Annotated in this window: 8 protein-coding genes; 4 read left to right on the plus strand and 4 right to left on the minus strand. The window is 42.0% G+C overall.

Annotation, left to right across the window (positions count from 1 at the left end):
• The first annotated feature begins 35 nt into the window (after window positions 1–35).
• Genes AAEY97_RS02955 through AAEY97_RS02965 form a run of 3 tightly spaced genes read left to right on the plus strand, consistent with a single transcriptional unit; the run spans window position 36 to window position 2,309 of the window.
• Window positions 36–248: a hypothetical protein gene (locus tag AAEY97_RS02955; protein ID WP_502959431.1), complete on the plus strand. Its 213-nt coding sequence runs from the start codon at window positions 36–38 to the stop codon at window positions 246–248.
• 10 nt (window positions 249–258) lie between these two features.
• On the plus strand, window positions 259–1,437 hold the full coding sequence (locus AAEY97_RS02960; RefSeq protein WP_350996479.1) for an Arm DNA-binding domain-containing protein: 1,179 nt from the start codon (window positions 259–261) through the stop codon (window positions 1,435–1,437).
• The gene (locus AAEY97_RS02965; RefSeq protein WP_350996482.1) at window positions 1,434–2,309 is read left to right on the plus strand and encodes an HD domain-containing protein; all 876 of its coding nucleotides are present in this window, start codon (window positions 1,434–1,436) and stop codon (window positions 2,307–2,309) included. Before AAEY97_RS02960 ends, AAEY97_RS02965 begins: the two co-directional genes overlap by 4 nt.
• A 25-nt stretch (window positions 2,310–2,334) precedes the next feature.
• On the opposite strand, the gene AAEY97_RS02970 is transcribed toward AAEY97_RS02965, so the two are convergent.
• From AAEY97_RS02970 to AAEY97_RS02980, 3 genes are read right to left on the minus strand one after another with little or no spacing between them, the layout of a single operon-like run.
• Window positions 2,335–5,646, minus strand: a complete 3,312-nt coding sequence (locus tag AAEY97_RS02970; protein ID WP_350996485.1) for a tyrosine-type recombinase/integrase — start codon at window positions 5,644–5,646, stop codon at window positions 2,335–2,337.
• Window positions 5,631–7,883, minus strand: a complete 2,253-nt coding sequence (locus AAEY97_RS02975) for a hypothetical protein (RefSeq protein ID WP_350996488.1) — start codon at window positions 7,881–7,883, stop codon at window positions 5,631–5,633. The genes AAEY97_RS02970 and AAEY97_RS02975 overlap by 16 nt, the downstream gene beginning before the upstream one ends.
• A complete protein-coding gene (locus tag AAEY97_RS02980; protein WP_350996490.1) occupies window positions 7,876–8,499 on the minus strand; it encodes a hypothetical protein in 624 nt (207 codons plus the stop codon). Before AAEY97_RS02980 ends, AAEY97_RS02975 begins: the two co-directional genes overlap by 8 nt.
• A gap of 830 nt (window positions 8,500–9,329) precedes the next feature.
• Between AAEY97_RS02980 and AAEY97_RS02985 the strand changes: the two genes are divergently transcribed.
• A complete protein-coding gene (locus AAEY97_RS02985) occupies window positions 9,330–10,604 on the plus strand; it encodes a CinA family nicotinamide mononucleotide deamidase-related protein (RefSeq protein WP_350996804.1) in 1,275 nt (424 codons plus the stop codon).
• A 50-nt stretch (window positions 10,605–10,654) separates the two neighbouring features.
• Here the strand turns inward: AAEY97_RS02985 and AAEY97_RS02990 are convergent, their stop codons facing one another.
• On the minus strand, window positions 10,655–13,714 hold the full coding sequence (locus AAEY97_RS02990) for a DUF2339 domain-containing protein (RefSeq protein ID WP_350996807.1): 3,060 nt from the start codon (window positions 13,712–13,714) through the stop codon (window positions 10,655–10,657).
• Window positions 13,715–13,725 lie beyond the last annotated feature (11 nt).

Raw genomic sequence — 13,725 nt, forward strand, 5'->3', positions numbered from 1 at the left:
GTCAAATGACTCTTTTGTGATTCAATTTGGAGTGTATTATGAATACTTACCTTACAACTGATGAGCTTTCATCACGGATTAAATACGATGCCCGGACGATTAGACAGTGCCTTAAGGACGCTGTGCTGTTTGAAGGTGTTCATTACATTCGCCCATTTGGTGGTCGCAAAATTCTTTACATCTGGGAGCGAGTAGAAGAGTCGATGCTACAAGGACTTGCGGCTCATAATGTTATTGGCTTGATGTAAGGAGATTATTATGGGTAGCGTAAATTGTCGTGACGGTAAACTTTACTTAGATTTTCGTTATAAAGGACTTCGTTGCAGAGAGCAGACTAAATTGATTGATAATCCCACTAATCGGAAAAAACTGTCTAAGTTATTGATGATGCTTGAGGAGCAAATAAAATTTGGTACTTTTAATTATGCTCATCATTTTCCAGATAGCCCTAAAATTGCATCGTTTGAATTGATCGCTCAACAGACTGCTGAGCGTGCTACGGGTGAGAAAATGCTATTCCCAGTCTTTGCCAAACAATGGTTAGCAGAGAAACGAGTCGAGTGGAGAGCAAGTCAAATTGAAACTGTCGAGGGTATTTTACGCTGCCATCTTGAGCCTAATTTTAAGCAAGTTGCAATCGGAGCGGTGACTAAATGCGATATTTTAGCGTTCCGTTTGAGGTTATGTGAAGTGGATGCTGTTAGTGGCAAGCGGTTATCAGCATCCAGAATAAATCACATCATGACTTACTTGCGACTAATTTTGAATGAGGCCGCAGAGCGGTTGGAGTTTGGGTCTCCGTGGAGAAACATAAAAGCATTGCCCATGCCAAGGGCTGATGTGCAGCCTTTCACACTGGAAGAAGTGACTTTTATTTTGAATAGTGTTCGGCCTGATTTTCGGCCTTATTATGCGGTTAGATTTTTCACCGGATTGCGTACGGGTGAAGCCGATGGCCTGATTTGGGATAACGTGGATTTTGGGGCGCGACTAATCCATATCCATCAGTCTTTGGTGCGAGGGCAAGTTGGACCGACAAAAACCAGCGGATCTCATCGGACGATTGCGATGAGCCAGCGAGTGTATGACGCCTTACGCGCTCAATGGGATTATTCAGGAGAAAAGAGCCTATTTGTATTCTGCGCTCGAAATGGGGAACCACTCAATCATCGTAATGTTACCCGACGAGTTTGGTATCCATTATTGTCTTCGCTTAGTCTTCATAAGCGTAATCCTTATCAATCCCGTCATACCGCCGCTACCTTGTGGCTAGCGGCAGGTGAGAGTCCTGAATGGATAGCACGGCAACTTGGGCACGCCAATACTAGTATGCTGTTTCGGGTCTATTCTCGTTATGTGCCAAATTTAGTTGGTCGTGATGGTGCTGCATTCGAGCAACTGCTGCAAGATGAATTAGATCAGGAGGATGTAGAATGAAAATGATCCTAGAACATGCTACATCTGCTGAATTATTATGGGGACAGCGCCAAACTGTGGAGCAAGATCTGGAATGCTGGCATTTTACTTCGGCTACTCAGGATATCTCAATATGGCTTGAACCTTCGACAATGGCACATGTTTGTCCTTTTGGGCAATTATTGATTGCTGAATTGGATGTTCGCAAAGGTGTATTTGCCATCAATCACATTGTTGTCATAAAGGAAATTGAAGATGCTGCGGTGATTACTCGTCATTTTGCATGGGTCCCAGCAGGTAAGGAATCTTTGCTACGTGATATATGGGGGATGTTGAATTACTTGCCAAGCCCAGCCCTGAGATCATTCTATAAAAGTGTACTGGCTGATGACGAATTGATGCTGCCATTTCTCACTGCAATGGCGAGCCATCACCACCACCATGATTACGCTGGTGGTTTGATCGAACATAGCCATGAAGTCGCTATGACAGCAGCAGCTTTGAGTTTACTGCACGGTTTAGAACCCTTAAGTGTGAGTGTGGCATTTATTGGTGGGCTACTGCATGATATCGGTAAAATACACCTTTACTATAACGTGCAGGGCGCACATGGTGTTTTGGGACAACATGAATCATTTAATTTCATGGTATTGGCCAAACAGTTAACGGTATTACGGCAGTCAGCGCCTAAATTATTTGAGGCTCTTAGCAGTTGCCTGAGTATCAAATTTAGGCATCAGACCGATGCTTATCTTCCTTCAACAATAGTGCATATGTGCGATCGTTTATCAGTTGATGTGTGTAACTGGCGCCGAGCGTTTGCCAATGTACCTCACTATTATTGGTATGCAAAGTCACCTAGAGATGCATTGATGTATAAGCGACTAAGCTAATGCATTATTATGAGTGACATTCGTGTCACTCTATATCCTTGCTTTCCTGGTATATCCACTGATCTAAAGCATGAGTTGATGCATCTCGAATATAATCATACATTTCAGGGTCAAATCCATCAAAAAGTTCCAGTTTGATATTTGATAATAAGTGTTTTTCATAAGGGGTTGCTTTGTCGTACAACTGGTCGAGTGAGTGCAGTTTTACAAGTGTTGTTTCTTCTATAGTATCAACCAGTAGCCACGCGTTAGTAATAAGTGGGGTTAATTGCCAGCGCTTGATCTCACTTGCAGTAAATAAAATAATGGCTAATCGATGAAATACATAGCGCAGACTGTGTGAAGAATAATGCTCTAAGCCCTGTGCAATACGTTTTTTCTCGTTAGTGTGGCGTAGTAATAAAATACCCAGTCCATCTGGAAATTGCTGAATTTTTCTTAATACTTTCACATTTATTTGTAACTTGTCATGACACTTCCATTCACTAAGCATCTTACCTTTGGGATAGTGCAATTTTAAGCGCCAGCGTTTCCAGGGAAGGAGTTGACTCACCACCGCCATAAATTTGTTAAAGAAGAGTGGGTCGCTAAATCGAATGCCTGAACGAGAGCTGTTGCAATGAAGTAGGCTATATTTAATGGCCCATTTAAGTTCCTTAAATTGAATGGGATCTTTACGCATCGCTTGGCAAGCTGCAAGTATTTTAGCTACATCCTGTTTTTCATCAATATAGTTAGGTTCCGCAGGCATTATCATATGAGCACGACTTTTTGGAAACAAGCGCGAAGTGAGTTTGAGGGTTATGAGTTCACGTAGTTGACATGCACTTTGGTACCAGCGTTGTACTTGACTATCTTTTAGGCCGTAGAACCAAGCAATATCTCTGTAGTCATGACCAGATTGATATCTTGCGAGTACCGCACCGCTTTGCAAATAATGACTAGATTCTTGTAGGGCTGGTAGGGATATTGATTTCGCTATACGGCTCTGTTTAATAGTACTCTGAAACTCACCGATCCGCTTTAGCACATAAGAGCGTAATCTTGCTGGTGTGATGGTGGCTTGCTTGATGAGTATTGTACTTTTTGATGTGCTAATACCCAGGAAATATCGACTATCTGCTAATGATATAGATTGCTGATTAGTCGCTAAATGACAACCCAGTAAGAGGTCGGTAAAGTGTAAATATGTGCTAAGAGTGATCTCTGGGCTGCTATGCCCCGCAAAAACTGCCAACGCCATATAACGATCTCGCCCCCGTCTTTTCCCCGCAATAAGATGCAAAATGTCAACCTGCTGTGCTGCAGAATAAGGCAGCATGGTGCGCTCCAGTTGAGCTGGTAGTGTAGTTAGATCATGGTGCAACAATAACTGCAGGCGCGATAAGGCACTATGTCGTAGATGATAGAGGCGATAATATAAACCGCCACTCAGGTCATGGAGTACCTTTTTCACCATGAGCGACAGATGCTTAGTATCTATGGGGTCTCGGGGGTTGCCTTGTTTATGAAATATCAGTTCAGAATTGGTCGATGCGAGTAAGCGCCGTTCGCCGATATAGTTTGTTAATGTAGGGTGCTCCTCTGGTGTCAGTAATATAAAGAGTGGCACTTTGCGAAGCGCCGCATCTGTTTTGTTATGTCCATGGCAATTTTCACGAACAAAGATCCAACCTATGCTCGACGGTTCAATGTCTTTGAGGCGTAATTTTGCAATTTCCCCAGGCCGTAGACCTGTGCGGTAGGCCATGATGAGGAAACTCTTAAGCATTCGTCGCTGTAGATCATCGATGTCGATGAACTGATCGACTTGTATTAGCAGGGCTGCAAAGAGTGGTTCATCAACAACAGATGCGCTGACATGGGGTATGCTACGGTCACTTTCAATTAGGGAGTTTGGTAGAGGCTCAAAATGGAAGCGACTGACAGCAAATCGATGCATATCCTCTAGCCGTCCAGCCTTATACTCTCTAGCTTTTTGACTCTTAGGGCGATTAAGTATGCTTTGATAGAGTTCACAAAACTCTTCCCCGTGGTAAGCATCCAGTGGTAACAACAGTGTGCTAGCGATCCATTCCTGACCGATTGAATCTAGATAGGCTTTTGCGGTTGATACGGCATTGTCACGTTCGGTAAGGTGGGTGAGTAACCATTGTAACAATACTTGTTCACTTAGGGTCAGATCAGGACTATTGATTGAATTAAGTTGATTGATTATCTCGCGTTTACCGACAGGCCTGGCAGCGTCATGGTGAAAGATTTCTTTAAGTTTGTGTAGTAGAAAAGGGCGTTTACTGCGCGCAAAAGGGGTTTTTTCCCAGTTACTAACTTGGTTGAGTAAAAATATTGAATTGAAATGGTTATATTGCATTTCACTACACTCATGAATATCAGGGCAGAACAAACGCTGTAAATATGGGCTCGGTAGTGAAGCACTTGGCGAGCGGCCAATAGCGTACTCTAATAAAACCTGTGGTAAATTTATACCTGGTAGGTGCTCGGTTATCGATATTGCTCCATGGTGTAGAGCGGTAATGCTGAGTGTTGTTCCGAGTTCTTGTTCTATGAGGTTGTGGCAATCATCGATATTTTTAGGTACTTGCCACTCGTTAGTGCGTATGAGTAAAAATCTTCGTAATAAGCCCATGCTGATCGGATCTGGCACATAATGTACTTCACTGATGGCTTGTGGTTCTGATTGGCCATTTTCATTGCGGTAATAATTGGTCGTGGTGACGTCTTGTGCGTTAATTTGCAGTGTTAACCAAGCAAACTCTCTATTTCCTTGGAAAGGTTTTGCATCTATCAACGTTTTTGCGAGTGCCGGCCATAACGCTGGTCGGTTAAGACCACCATAAAGTAGACCGCAAATTAGGCATTGGGCAAACAATTGATTTGGTGTTGGATTGGGATAAAGTAGACGTTGTTGCCATTGTTGTGCGATGTTAGCAATCTGATTGGTTCTATTATGCCAAGACTCGGTTCGTAGTGGCCGTTGACGACGTAAAGTAATGTAAGCTGGTGGAGTGACAATACTCCAGATACCTTGCCGGTTACCTTCCTCTATTTTATTACAAATAAACGAATAAGCACGTCGGTAGGCTGTCTCACTTTTAAGCTCTTTTGCCATCTCGGCATCAATTATTGGCCACTTTATATTAAAATTATCCGTACTAGGTGGTTCTTCGAGTATTTCAGGGAGATGTCGGCGAAAAATATCCATTGCAGCTCGTAGGGTATGTTCGTCTTCTTTTTGGCGGTTTGCCAAACGTAATTCGCGTCCCATTTGTAGCATTAAGTCATGTCGGCCAGAGGCCAAAATTAATGGGTTTGGCATCCTGGAAGGGCCTCTATCAGATGTTTTTCTAGTATGAGCTCTATCGTGCTGGCAATATGGTGCATGTCGGACATTGACAGAACACTGTAGCGGCCAAACATTTCTTCACCGATTTCTTCATGTCCCATCCACCCATCAATGTGTGAAGGTGCAATATTATTTCGCTTGAGCTCACTACGTAGGTGATGTCTAGGCCAATTGTGTGCCCACGGTAGTTTGTTATTCAGCAAGATATTGAGTTGGCTTGGCGATAAATCGGTCGTATGGATCTGGCCCTCATTACTACAATAAACGGCGAAAAGTAGATTTTGACTACTGTCTAATGCGGTCTGACAGCGAGCTGCAAGAATTGGAGCACTGAATCGGCAACGCTGAGATAATGTCCTTAAATGTTCCAAATAGTGTTCTGTTTGCTGTGCAGATATCGGTGGGATAATGACAGTTCGTGCTGATAGGCCATGACGTATCTCTTTATCGCTTATCCACCATGTATTTTGGTTCGGGTTAAAATCACTTAGGCGTCCCATAGGGGCAGTAACATCTCGATGACCAGTGCTGAAAGCTAATAGGGCCCAAACATAGCATATATAATAATTGTGAAATCGGATAAATTCATCTAATCGGGCTTTGTGATTTGGTCGTGCTGGTGGTGAGAGCAATTTGAATAGGTTGTGTAATAGAGGGCTAGGTAGATTTAATCGACTTCCTAACGTTTTTTGAGTCGGACGCAATTTAGGTAGTTGCAAATCAATTTTAGCGAGTTTAAAAATATGCCGAATGTATTGGTTATGGTGACTGATAATGGCATCTGCATCTAAGTTACTATATGCGAGAGCTGGGCGACTTTTACTGGTTTCACCTCGGATTAGGGCTATTTCGGCTCTATCCATTCCCTGATTGATAAACCAAAACTCTAAGTACCGTATAATGCGGCCTAGAGTTAGGCGTGTTTGGTGACGGTCATTGATATGTTGTATAAAACTACCCAACTCTTTGGGATCCATTTCTTTTGTTGATATTAAAATACTTAGAAAAGATGGGATAGGTAAGATTAAGTTTGGCACGACATCATTCAGCAAGTGAGCGTAATCGCTAGATTGGGTGGTTGCAGGTACATTATGTTGAATGACTAAACAGGGGACTTCACGTAACAATTTCAGTTGTGATTTTCCAGCTGGATTACGATTAAATACTTCTGGGCTACGACCGCTAACAAGTGAAAATAGGAGCCAAGCAGCACTCAAAAAATGCTCATTATGAATGGTAAGAGCTTCGACAGAACAACTTATGAGTTGTTGAATATCATAGTCGCTTGATTGTTCAATGCTACAAGGTAGAGCTAGTTGGCGAATGCTGAGCGCTTCAGCAAGCCGTTTTCCTTGTATCACCTTTAAAGCTTGAGATTGATGAGGGGTATTGCCTTCAACCACGCAAATTACTTTGCCTGATCGTACAAGTAGAGATTCATCTTCTAATTCGACAGTGTTCGTGTGAGATGTAATTTCAAGTTGTCGAACGATCAAATCGGTTTCATCTGTTGCTTCAAGGGGAATGAACTCGATGTGATGATCAACTTGAGGTTTAAATTCAGGTTCTCGGCGGCGAGTGATTCCCTTGGACATTCGGTAAGCATCGTAAATTACGATATAGAGAAAACTCATACCTCTCTGGAGCAATGCCGAACTGAGATCTTTTCTTTTTTCTCTCATCGAGCTAAATAACTCAAGCATGGAAGTATCATCGTCGAAGCTTGGAAGCAGTGTGAGAAGAGGGACGTGATCAAGATCCGTGGCCATTAACCTTATTTCCCGCAGTGCATTCTCAATAGCGGAATTGTGCTGCCCCACCAGATAGAGTTTCAGGCAACTCATAATCACTAAGATTTGATAACGGCGATAGCGATGCTCGTGCTCTGAGTTGGAGTTAGGAAAAGGAGTACATATTGCTGCTGCATAAGGGCATTCAGTCAACATTCGCTCAGTTTTGAGTTTATTAAAAACAATTCTACTAGGCACTTCTGGATTAGTTGGTGCACATTTTTGTTTGAGTTTCTTGCTTTGTGGACGTAAGACATCGAAATGAGTCCAGAAACCTGCCGGTAGTAGCGTTAACAGACTTGTCAGGTGCTGAAAAATAACTAAACGAGTTGATTGTTCTAACGTTGGTGGCGCTACTGTTTTACTTAAATAGGTGCATCTACGTTTGAAAGTTAGGCTTTTAGTTTCAATATTACTCATGTTTCTGACTCCATGGCTGAGCCAGAGCCTCTAACGGATCAATAGTCGTTACTGTTGTTGTGGTTGATTTTCCTCGTTGTCGCTGTTGGATGAGGGTGCCTCTGGTTAAACCAGTCCATCGACACAGATCAGCATCAGAAATTTTCTTCTTATTGAATAGCGTGCGTGATAGGTGTTCAGGTAACTGGGTTTGTAAACTATCGCGTAGTTCTGCTATGGAACGTCTATCTACAGAGAACATCATCAAACTGAGTACTGAAAGCCAGGCAGCTCGCTCAATATCTTGATCGTCTGGCTGGTTTGTCGCTGAGTTGTGGATCAAAATTGTACTATCTGGAGGGTGATTAGCTGGCCAGTAAAGCGCTGGCCACAGTGGTGCGTAAAGTGAAAACTTTGTTGGTTTATGTCTAATTTTTCTATTTTTTTCGGTCGATTCGTAGTGCATTACACCTCTTAGTGGTTCACTTAATAACGAGGCTGTAAACGACGCAGGAAGTGTATTCCAGTCAATTAGCTTGGGAAGTATTGTTAACCAGTCATAAGCTGGTATTGCAAGCGGATGTAGAGTCACTTTTATCCCAGATCGAGCGTTGAAAACGGTGCAAATCTCAGTCATAAATGCCTCGAAGAGGATAGGGTGATTTTTTACTAGCTATTTTATTGTCAAAAGAGATCAGTTATTGATCGCTAAATAGAAAGTTTTTTGTGACCGTGACAATTAAACTTACTTTAATTGTATTGAATCGTCAAACTAGTATTCATTAAGTTAAAGCATTTTAAATCAATTAAATACAATTCACGTATAGTAAGTAATATTAATATAATCTAGCTGGCACGGCCTGTCACGCCGGGGGTCGCGGGTTCGAGTCCCGTCCGCTCCGCCAATTACATAGAAGCCTCGTCTAACGACGAGGCTTTTTTGTATCTGAAGCTTACCCATTTTGCCCGAACAGATATCAACAGCCACAAGCGCTGCATTAATTTAGTTGGTCCAACAACGTTCCCGGTATTGCTTTGCATTCATCCAATCTATTTGGACGGTTGACTCTCAATCAATAGAAAGTGACCAGTCACGCCAGATGACTAGTTCATTCTTTATTATAAGCAGCGTCCGCACTGCCACCTTAAGATGAAGGCCTTTGCTGCAATGCAAAGGCCTTTTTCGTATGTGAAAATCAACCGCGACATTTCTGTTTCATTAAGCGGCAATAGGCCTTGTAATTTGTCCGACATTATTTTGTATTGTCTTTCATTTTTGATAATACTTTAATACATTGAATCAATATCAAAATAATCAATTTAGCTATTTTTGAGATATTACTGTTGTGTTGTTGTAATTCATTAAGTCTTTTATTGGCTAATTTTGGATAAATGCGATCTATTGTCTTGCCATTCACATATTGCTCCCCTAACTTAAGTGCCAATAGCATGGGATTAGGAATAATGATGAAGTTAGAAATGATTTGTACTGGCGAAGAGGTACTCTCTGGCCAAATAGTCGATACCAATGCTGCTTGGGTTGCGAATACTTTGATGGAGTTAGGTATCGAGATGCAACATCGAGTGACGGTTGGCGATCGAATGGATGACCTAGTTGCTGCATTCCAAGAACGCAGTAAGCATGCAGATATCATTATTGTTAATGGTGGATTGGGGCCTACCAGTGATGATATGTCTGCGTTAGCCATGGCGAAAGCTAAAGGTGAAGACCTTGTCGAAAATGTGCAATGGCGTGAACATTTGGAAGATTGGTTTACGCGTAATAATCGTGTAATGGCCAAGAGTAATTTAAAGCAGGCTTGGTTACCAGCTTCTGCTGTGATGGTAGATAATCCTGTTGGGACAGCATGTGGCTTTAGAGTGAAGCTGAATAACGCATGGTTATTCTTTACTCCAGGCGTGCCGTTTGAATTAAAGCACATGATCACTGAACAGTTTATTCCGTTTATTACTCAAGAGTTCGGTGTACAACAAAAATCGGCTTTAGAAAAATTACTTACAATTGGTCACGGTGAGTCATCATTAGCAGATACATTGTCAGACATCACTTTGCCACAAGGCATTGAGCTAGGTTATCGCTCATCTATGCCACACATTGAAATTAAGATTTTTGCTCGTGGTGAAAAAGCTATCCGTCAGCTACCTGATGTAACAAAGCAGGTTAAAGCTTTATTAGGTTGTGCGGTTGTTGCTGAAAATCGGCCAACATTAGCAGCAGAGATCCATCATCGATTATACCAATCTGGTTTTAGTCTTAGTGTGGCAGAGTCTTGCACAGGTGGCATGATCACCAGTCAATTGATCGACTTTGCAGGGAGTTCATCGTACTTGCATCATGGTTTAGTGACCTACAGTAATGAATCTAAAGTGAAAGTGCTGGGCGTTAATCCACAGATCTTAGATGATCATGGTGCAGTGTCTATTGATACTGTTGAGGCGATGGCGCAAGGCGTACGAGGTATTCTTGATAGTGATTATGCTTTAGCTACTAGTGGTATTGCTGGCCCTGACGGAGGCTCAGATGATAAGCCCGTTGGAACAGTCGCTATAGCATTAGCAACTAAACATGGCGTATACAGTCAAATGGTCAAGTTACCAAAGCGCTCACGTCAGCTTGTGAGAAGTATGAGTACGGCAATTGCTTACGATATGCTTCGTCGTGCACTACTTGAAGAAGCCGTTATTGTTGATTACCCGTCCATACCTAGATTCGCCAAGTAAGTGTATTTCTCGCTTGCTTACCATTGGTGTAAGCAAGCTAGATTTAATGACTAGGCTGTAATGTCATCAGCCAATTGACTGTTTTTCGCTTTTTGATAAAAGTAAGCAACCGTTAATAAAATAACGCCAATCAAAATAAAGGCGACGATTTTTTGAATTAATTCAAATGACGCCATATCAACAACAATCACTTTGATACATGCCAAAGCAAATAGTAATGCTGCTAGCCTGACTAGGCTTGCTTGTTGAGGCCGTAAGCTTATAAACATCACCACACTAGCATGCACAACTAACAGCACTGCACTCATTGGTGCAGCAATAATTAGGTCGAATTGATAGCTCCACAGTAAATAACTTATCACCAATAAAGCATGCCAAGCCCACTTAAGCGTGACATAAGAGATAATTTTTCTGTGTGCTCTAATACCTAATCTTGCTGTTAACAAATAACGACCTAATAAAATCAGCACTCCAAGCTCTGCTAAATTGGTCAGAACATTATCAATATTAAGGGTGAGTTGTGTTTCGCTGTGAAATAGGATGGGTAAAATGGCACAAGCAAAAATAGCAAAATACGCCAAGCTATAACTTGGTGCTAAGGCCTGCTTAAAATGTTGACCTATGCGTGTGTTTCTTTCGGTAATAACACTAAAATATCCACAGATGATTAACGCTGTTATTGCCCATGATGGATGGATTAGGTTAGTGAGAGTTTGACTTATTACGGCTATGACTAAGGCAATATAATATGGAGCAATGTGCCATTGTAGCGTAGTAATTTGCTGCCACTTTTTTGGTAATTGTACATAGCGTACACTAATTAATCCGAGTAATAGCAATCCTATTGTCAATGCAGCAAGTCCTTGCCACAATTCTGCTAGGCACATTGCTGCTGTAACCATGGTTGCTAATACCGTGAGTATTTGCGACTCATAGCGAAGACTCTTGTGATTAATAAAGTAAGCTAAACCTAGACTCATCATACTGCTTAACCATAATGAGATAGCAATGTAGTCAGGATAGCTGCGTATGACTTTGGGCAATAATAGTAATGGTAGCGCGAGATAACATGCTAACTGAACATAGTAAGCAACGTGGATTAACTTGGCATTGGCATAATATTTTTTGTACCAATAATACGCCAATAGTAATCCGATAAAGAGTTCAAAACGGGCTAATTTAGCGTTCATTGCTTGGTCGGCAAAGCTAAGACTATCAGCGTCTATCATGCCAAAAATAACTAACCCTAATAACGGTAGTTGCAATAACCAGGCTAATACTTCGCTAAAACGTAGGGTGTGTTTAGCACTCATGTACAGTAGTAAAAAGCTGATTAATGGTAATGTATTAAGCCAATATTGCTCGGTGATAAAGAAGCTAATGAGTAACAAGGTTACTGTATAGAGCACTCCAAGTAACTCGCGGATAAACCGTACTACTAGGTGTTCAAATTGCATTAAATCAGCTTGATGGCGGCTCAGAAGCTTTTGCGCTACAAAAGTCATCGCACAGGTTAGTGCCATCGATATAATCAATAATGCTTGATATCCTAATAGGCCATCATTGTCATAGCGTGACAGGGCTAGCACATCAAAGACGTAAGCAAAGCTGCTTATTATGCCTAGTACGAGTAAGACATAGGCTTCTGCTCTAATAGGGCTAAACAACTGTTTACAGCCAATCCACAGTAACAATAATCCCTCTAATAACAGCACTAAACCCATCAGTTCGACGCTGAGTAAAAACAGTGCGGCAAAACCAGCAAAGCTTCCGGCAAAAGCCAAGGCTAGGGCACTAATATCTTTATCGCGTTTAATTACCCAATATAGCAACCCACACAGCAATGCATTAAGTGCAAATAGCTCACCAGCAAAAATGCTCCACTCCGTTAGGGTGTAGAGAGTAAAAACCATAAGTGCGATTGGAACCGCTAGCAGCCTTGGTGTTAATGCAGACTTGATGACAAATAATAAGCTGGCAATACTGTAGAGGTAGAACAGCCCATTGATCATTAATACTGCTAGGCCGGTTTGCCAATCAATGACAGACAGCGGCAATTGAATAAATAAGCTGAGTATTTGTATGCAAGCTATATGGAGTAAGGCGGTAATTTCGATGAGTATTGGCCAAGCTAATTTGTGGCTTTGTACCATCGAGCAAATACCGATAAGCATTAAATAAGGCAGGTACAATAGCGGCGTTTGTCCACCATCAAGTAGCATCAATGGCGCGAGTGATCCGCCAAGTAAAGCGACAATCGCGACAACTTTGGTGTCGAGTTTAAACGATAAGCTATAACCCAATATCGTATTAAGCAATAACAAGCCAAAGCAGGCAATATCAGGAATAAGATTAAAGTACGGTCCAAGGAAATATAGGCACAAATAATTAAGAATAAGCCCAAGGCCAACTAGGCCTGAGCCGAAGTCTTGCATTCCTGGGCGTTTTTGCCGAATAAATACTCCACCAACAATAATACTATTTGCTACGCCTAAACCTAATAACGCTTTACCCAGTTCTGAAAACCAGTTGTTAATTGAAAACTGCAGTAAATAACCAAAACCTAATGTCAGGGTAATAATGCCTGCAACCGTCATCAAAAATACAGGCCCTAACCCTTTACTTTGATAATGCTGATAGAATTCTTTTGCTTGTGCGGTTAACCCAGAAATGGGAGCAAATGCTGACGCACTGAACTCACCGATAGCGTCAGCTAATTGAGTAACCATCGCACTTAGGGCACTTTGTCTAGCGGGTGACTTTGTGACTACCGAAGTTTGTTGTTCTGATAGAGATGATGTTAACGCTGAATGACTTATATCTAATGGTTGGCGCTCCCAAGCAGAAGACGAGTATTGAGGTTTATCGGCTACGATACTGCCGCTCGAATCGTTTTCTCGACTCTCATGCACTGGGGCATGTAAGTTTTCAGCAGGCAAGGCTATCGGTTGTTCATTATTATTTTGCGCTTGTACCTGTTGGGCCAAAGCATCAAGTTGTTGACTGAACTGAGCCAATTGTCTATTTACATCGGCCTGTTGAGCGCCTTGCTGTGAAGTAAACTCCGCCAGTTGTGCTTTTAGTTTTGCTACGTCATCCATTAACGGCATCATTTATCCCA

The organism is Shewanella sp. TB7-MNA-CIBAN-0143 (genome assembly GCF_040310065.1).
Taxonomy (GTDB): Bacteria; Pseudomonadota; Gammaproteobacteria; order Enterobacterales; family Shewanellaceae; genus Shewanella.

Bases quoted from the DNA above. Each gene is read 5' to 3' on its own strand.
- AAEY97_RS02960 (WP_350996479.1), top strand. From the start codon at position 259: ATGGGTAGCGTAAATTGTCGTGACGGTAAACTTTACTTAGATTTTCGT.
- AAEY97_RS02965 (WP_350996482.1), top strand. From the start codon at position 1,434: ATGAAAATGATCCTAGAACATGCTACATCTGCTGAATTATTATGGGGA.
- AAEY97_RS02970 (WP_350996485.1), bottom strand. From the start codon at position 5,646: ATGCCAAACCCATTAATTTTGGCCTCTGGCCGACATGACTTAATGCTA.
- AAEY97_RS02975 (WP_350996488.1), bottom strand. From the start codon at position 7,883: ATGAGTAATATTGAAACTAAAAGCCTAACTTTCAAACGTAGATGCACC.
- AAEY97_RS02980 (WP_350996490.1), bottom strand. From the start codon at position 8,499: ATGACTGAGATTTGCACCGTTTTCAACGCTCGATCTGGGATAAAAGTG.
- AAEY97_RS02985 (WP_350996804.1), top strand. From the start codon at position 9,330: ATGAAGTTAGAAATGATTTGTACTGGCGAAGAGGTACTCTCTGGCCAA.
- AAEY97_RS02990 (WP_350996807.1), bottom strand. From the start codon at position 13,714: ATGCCGTTAATGGATGACGTAGCAAAACTAAAAGCACAACTGGCGGAG.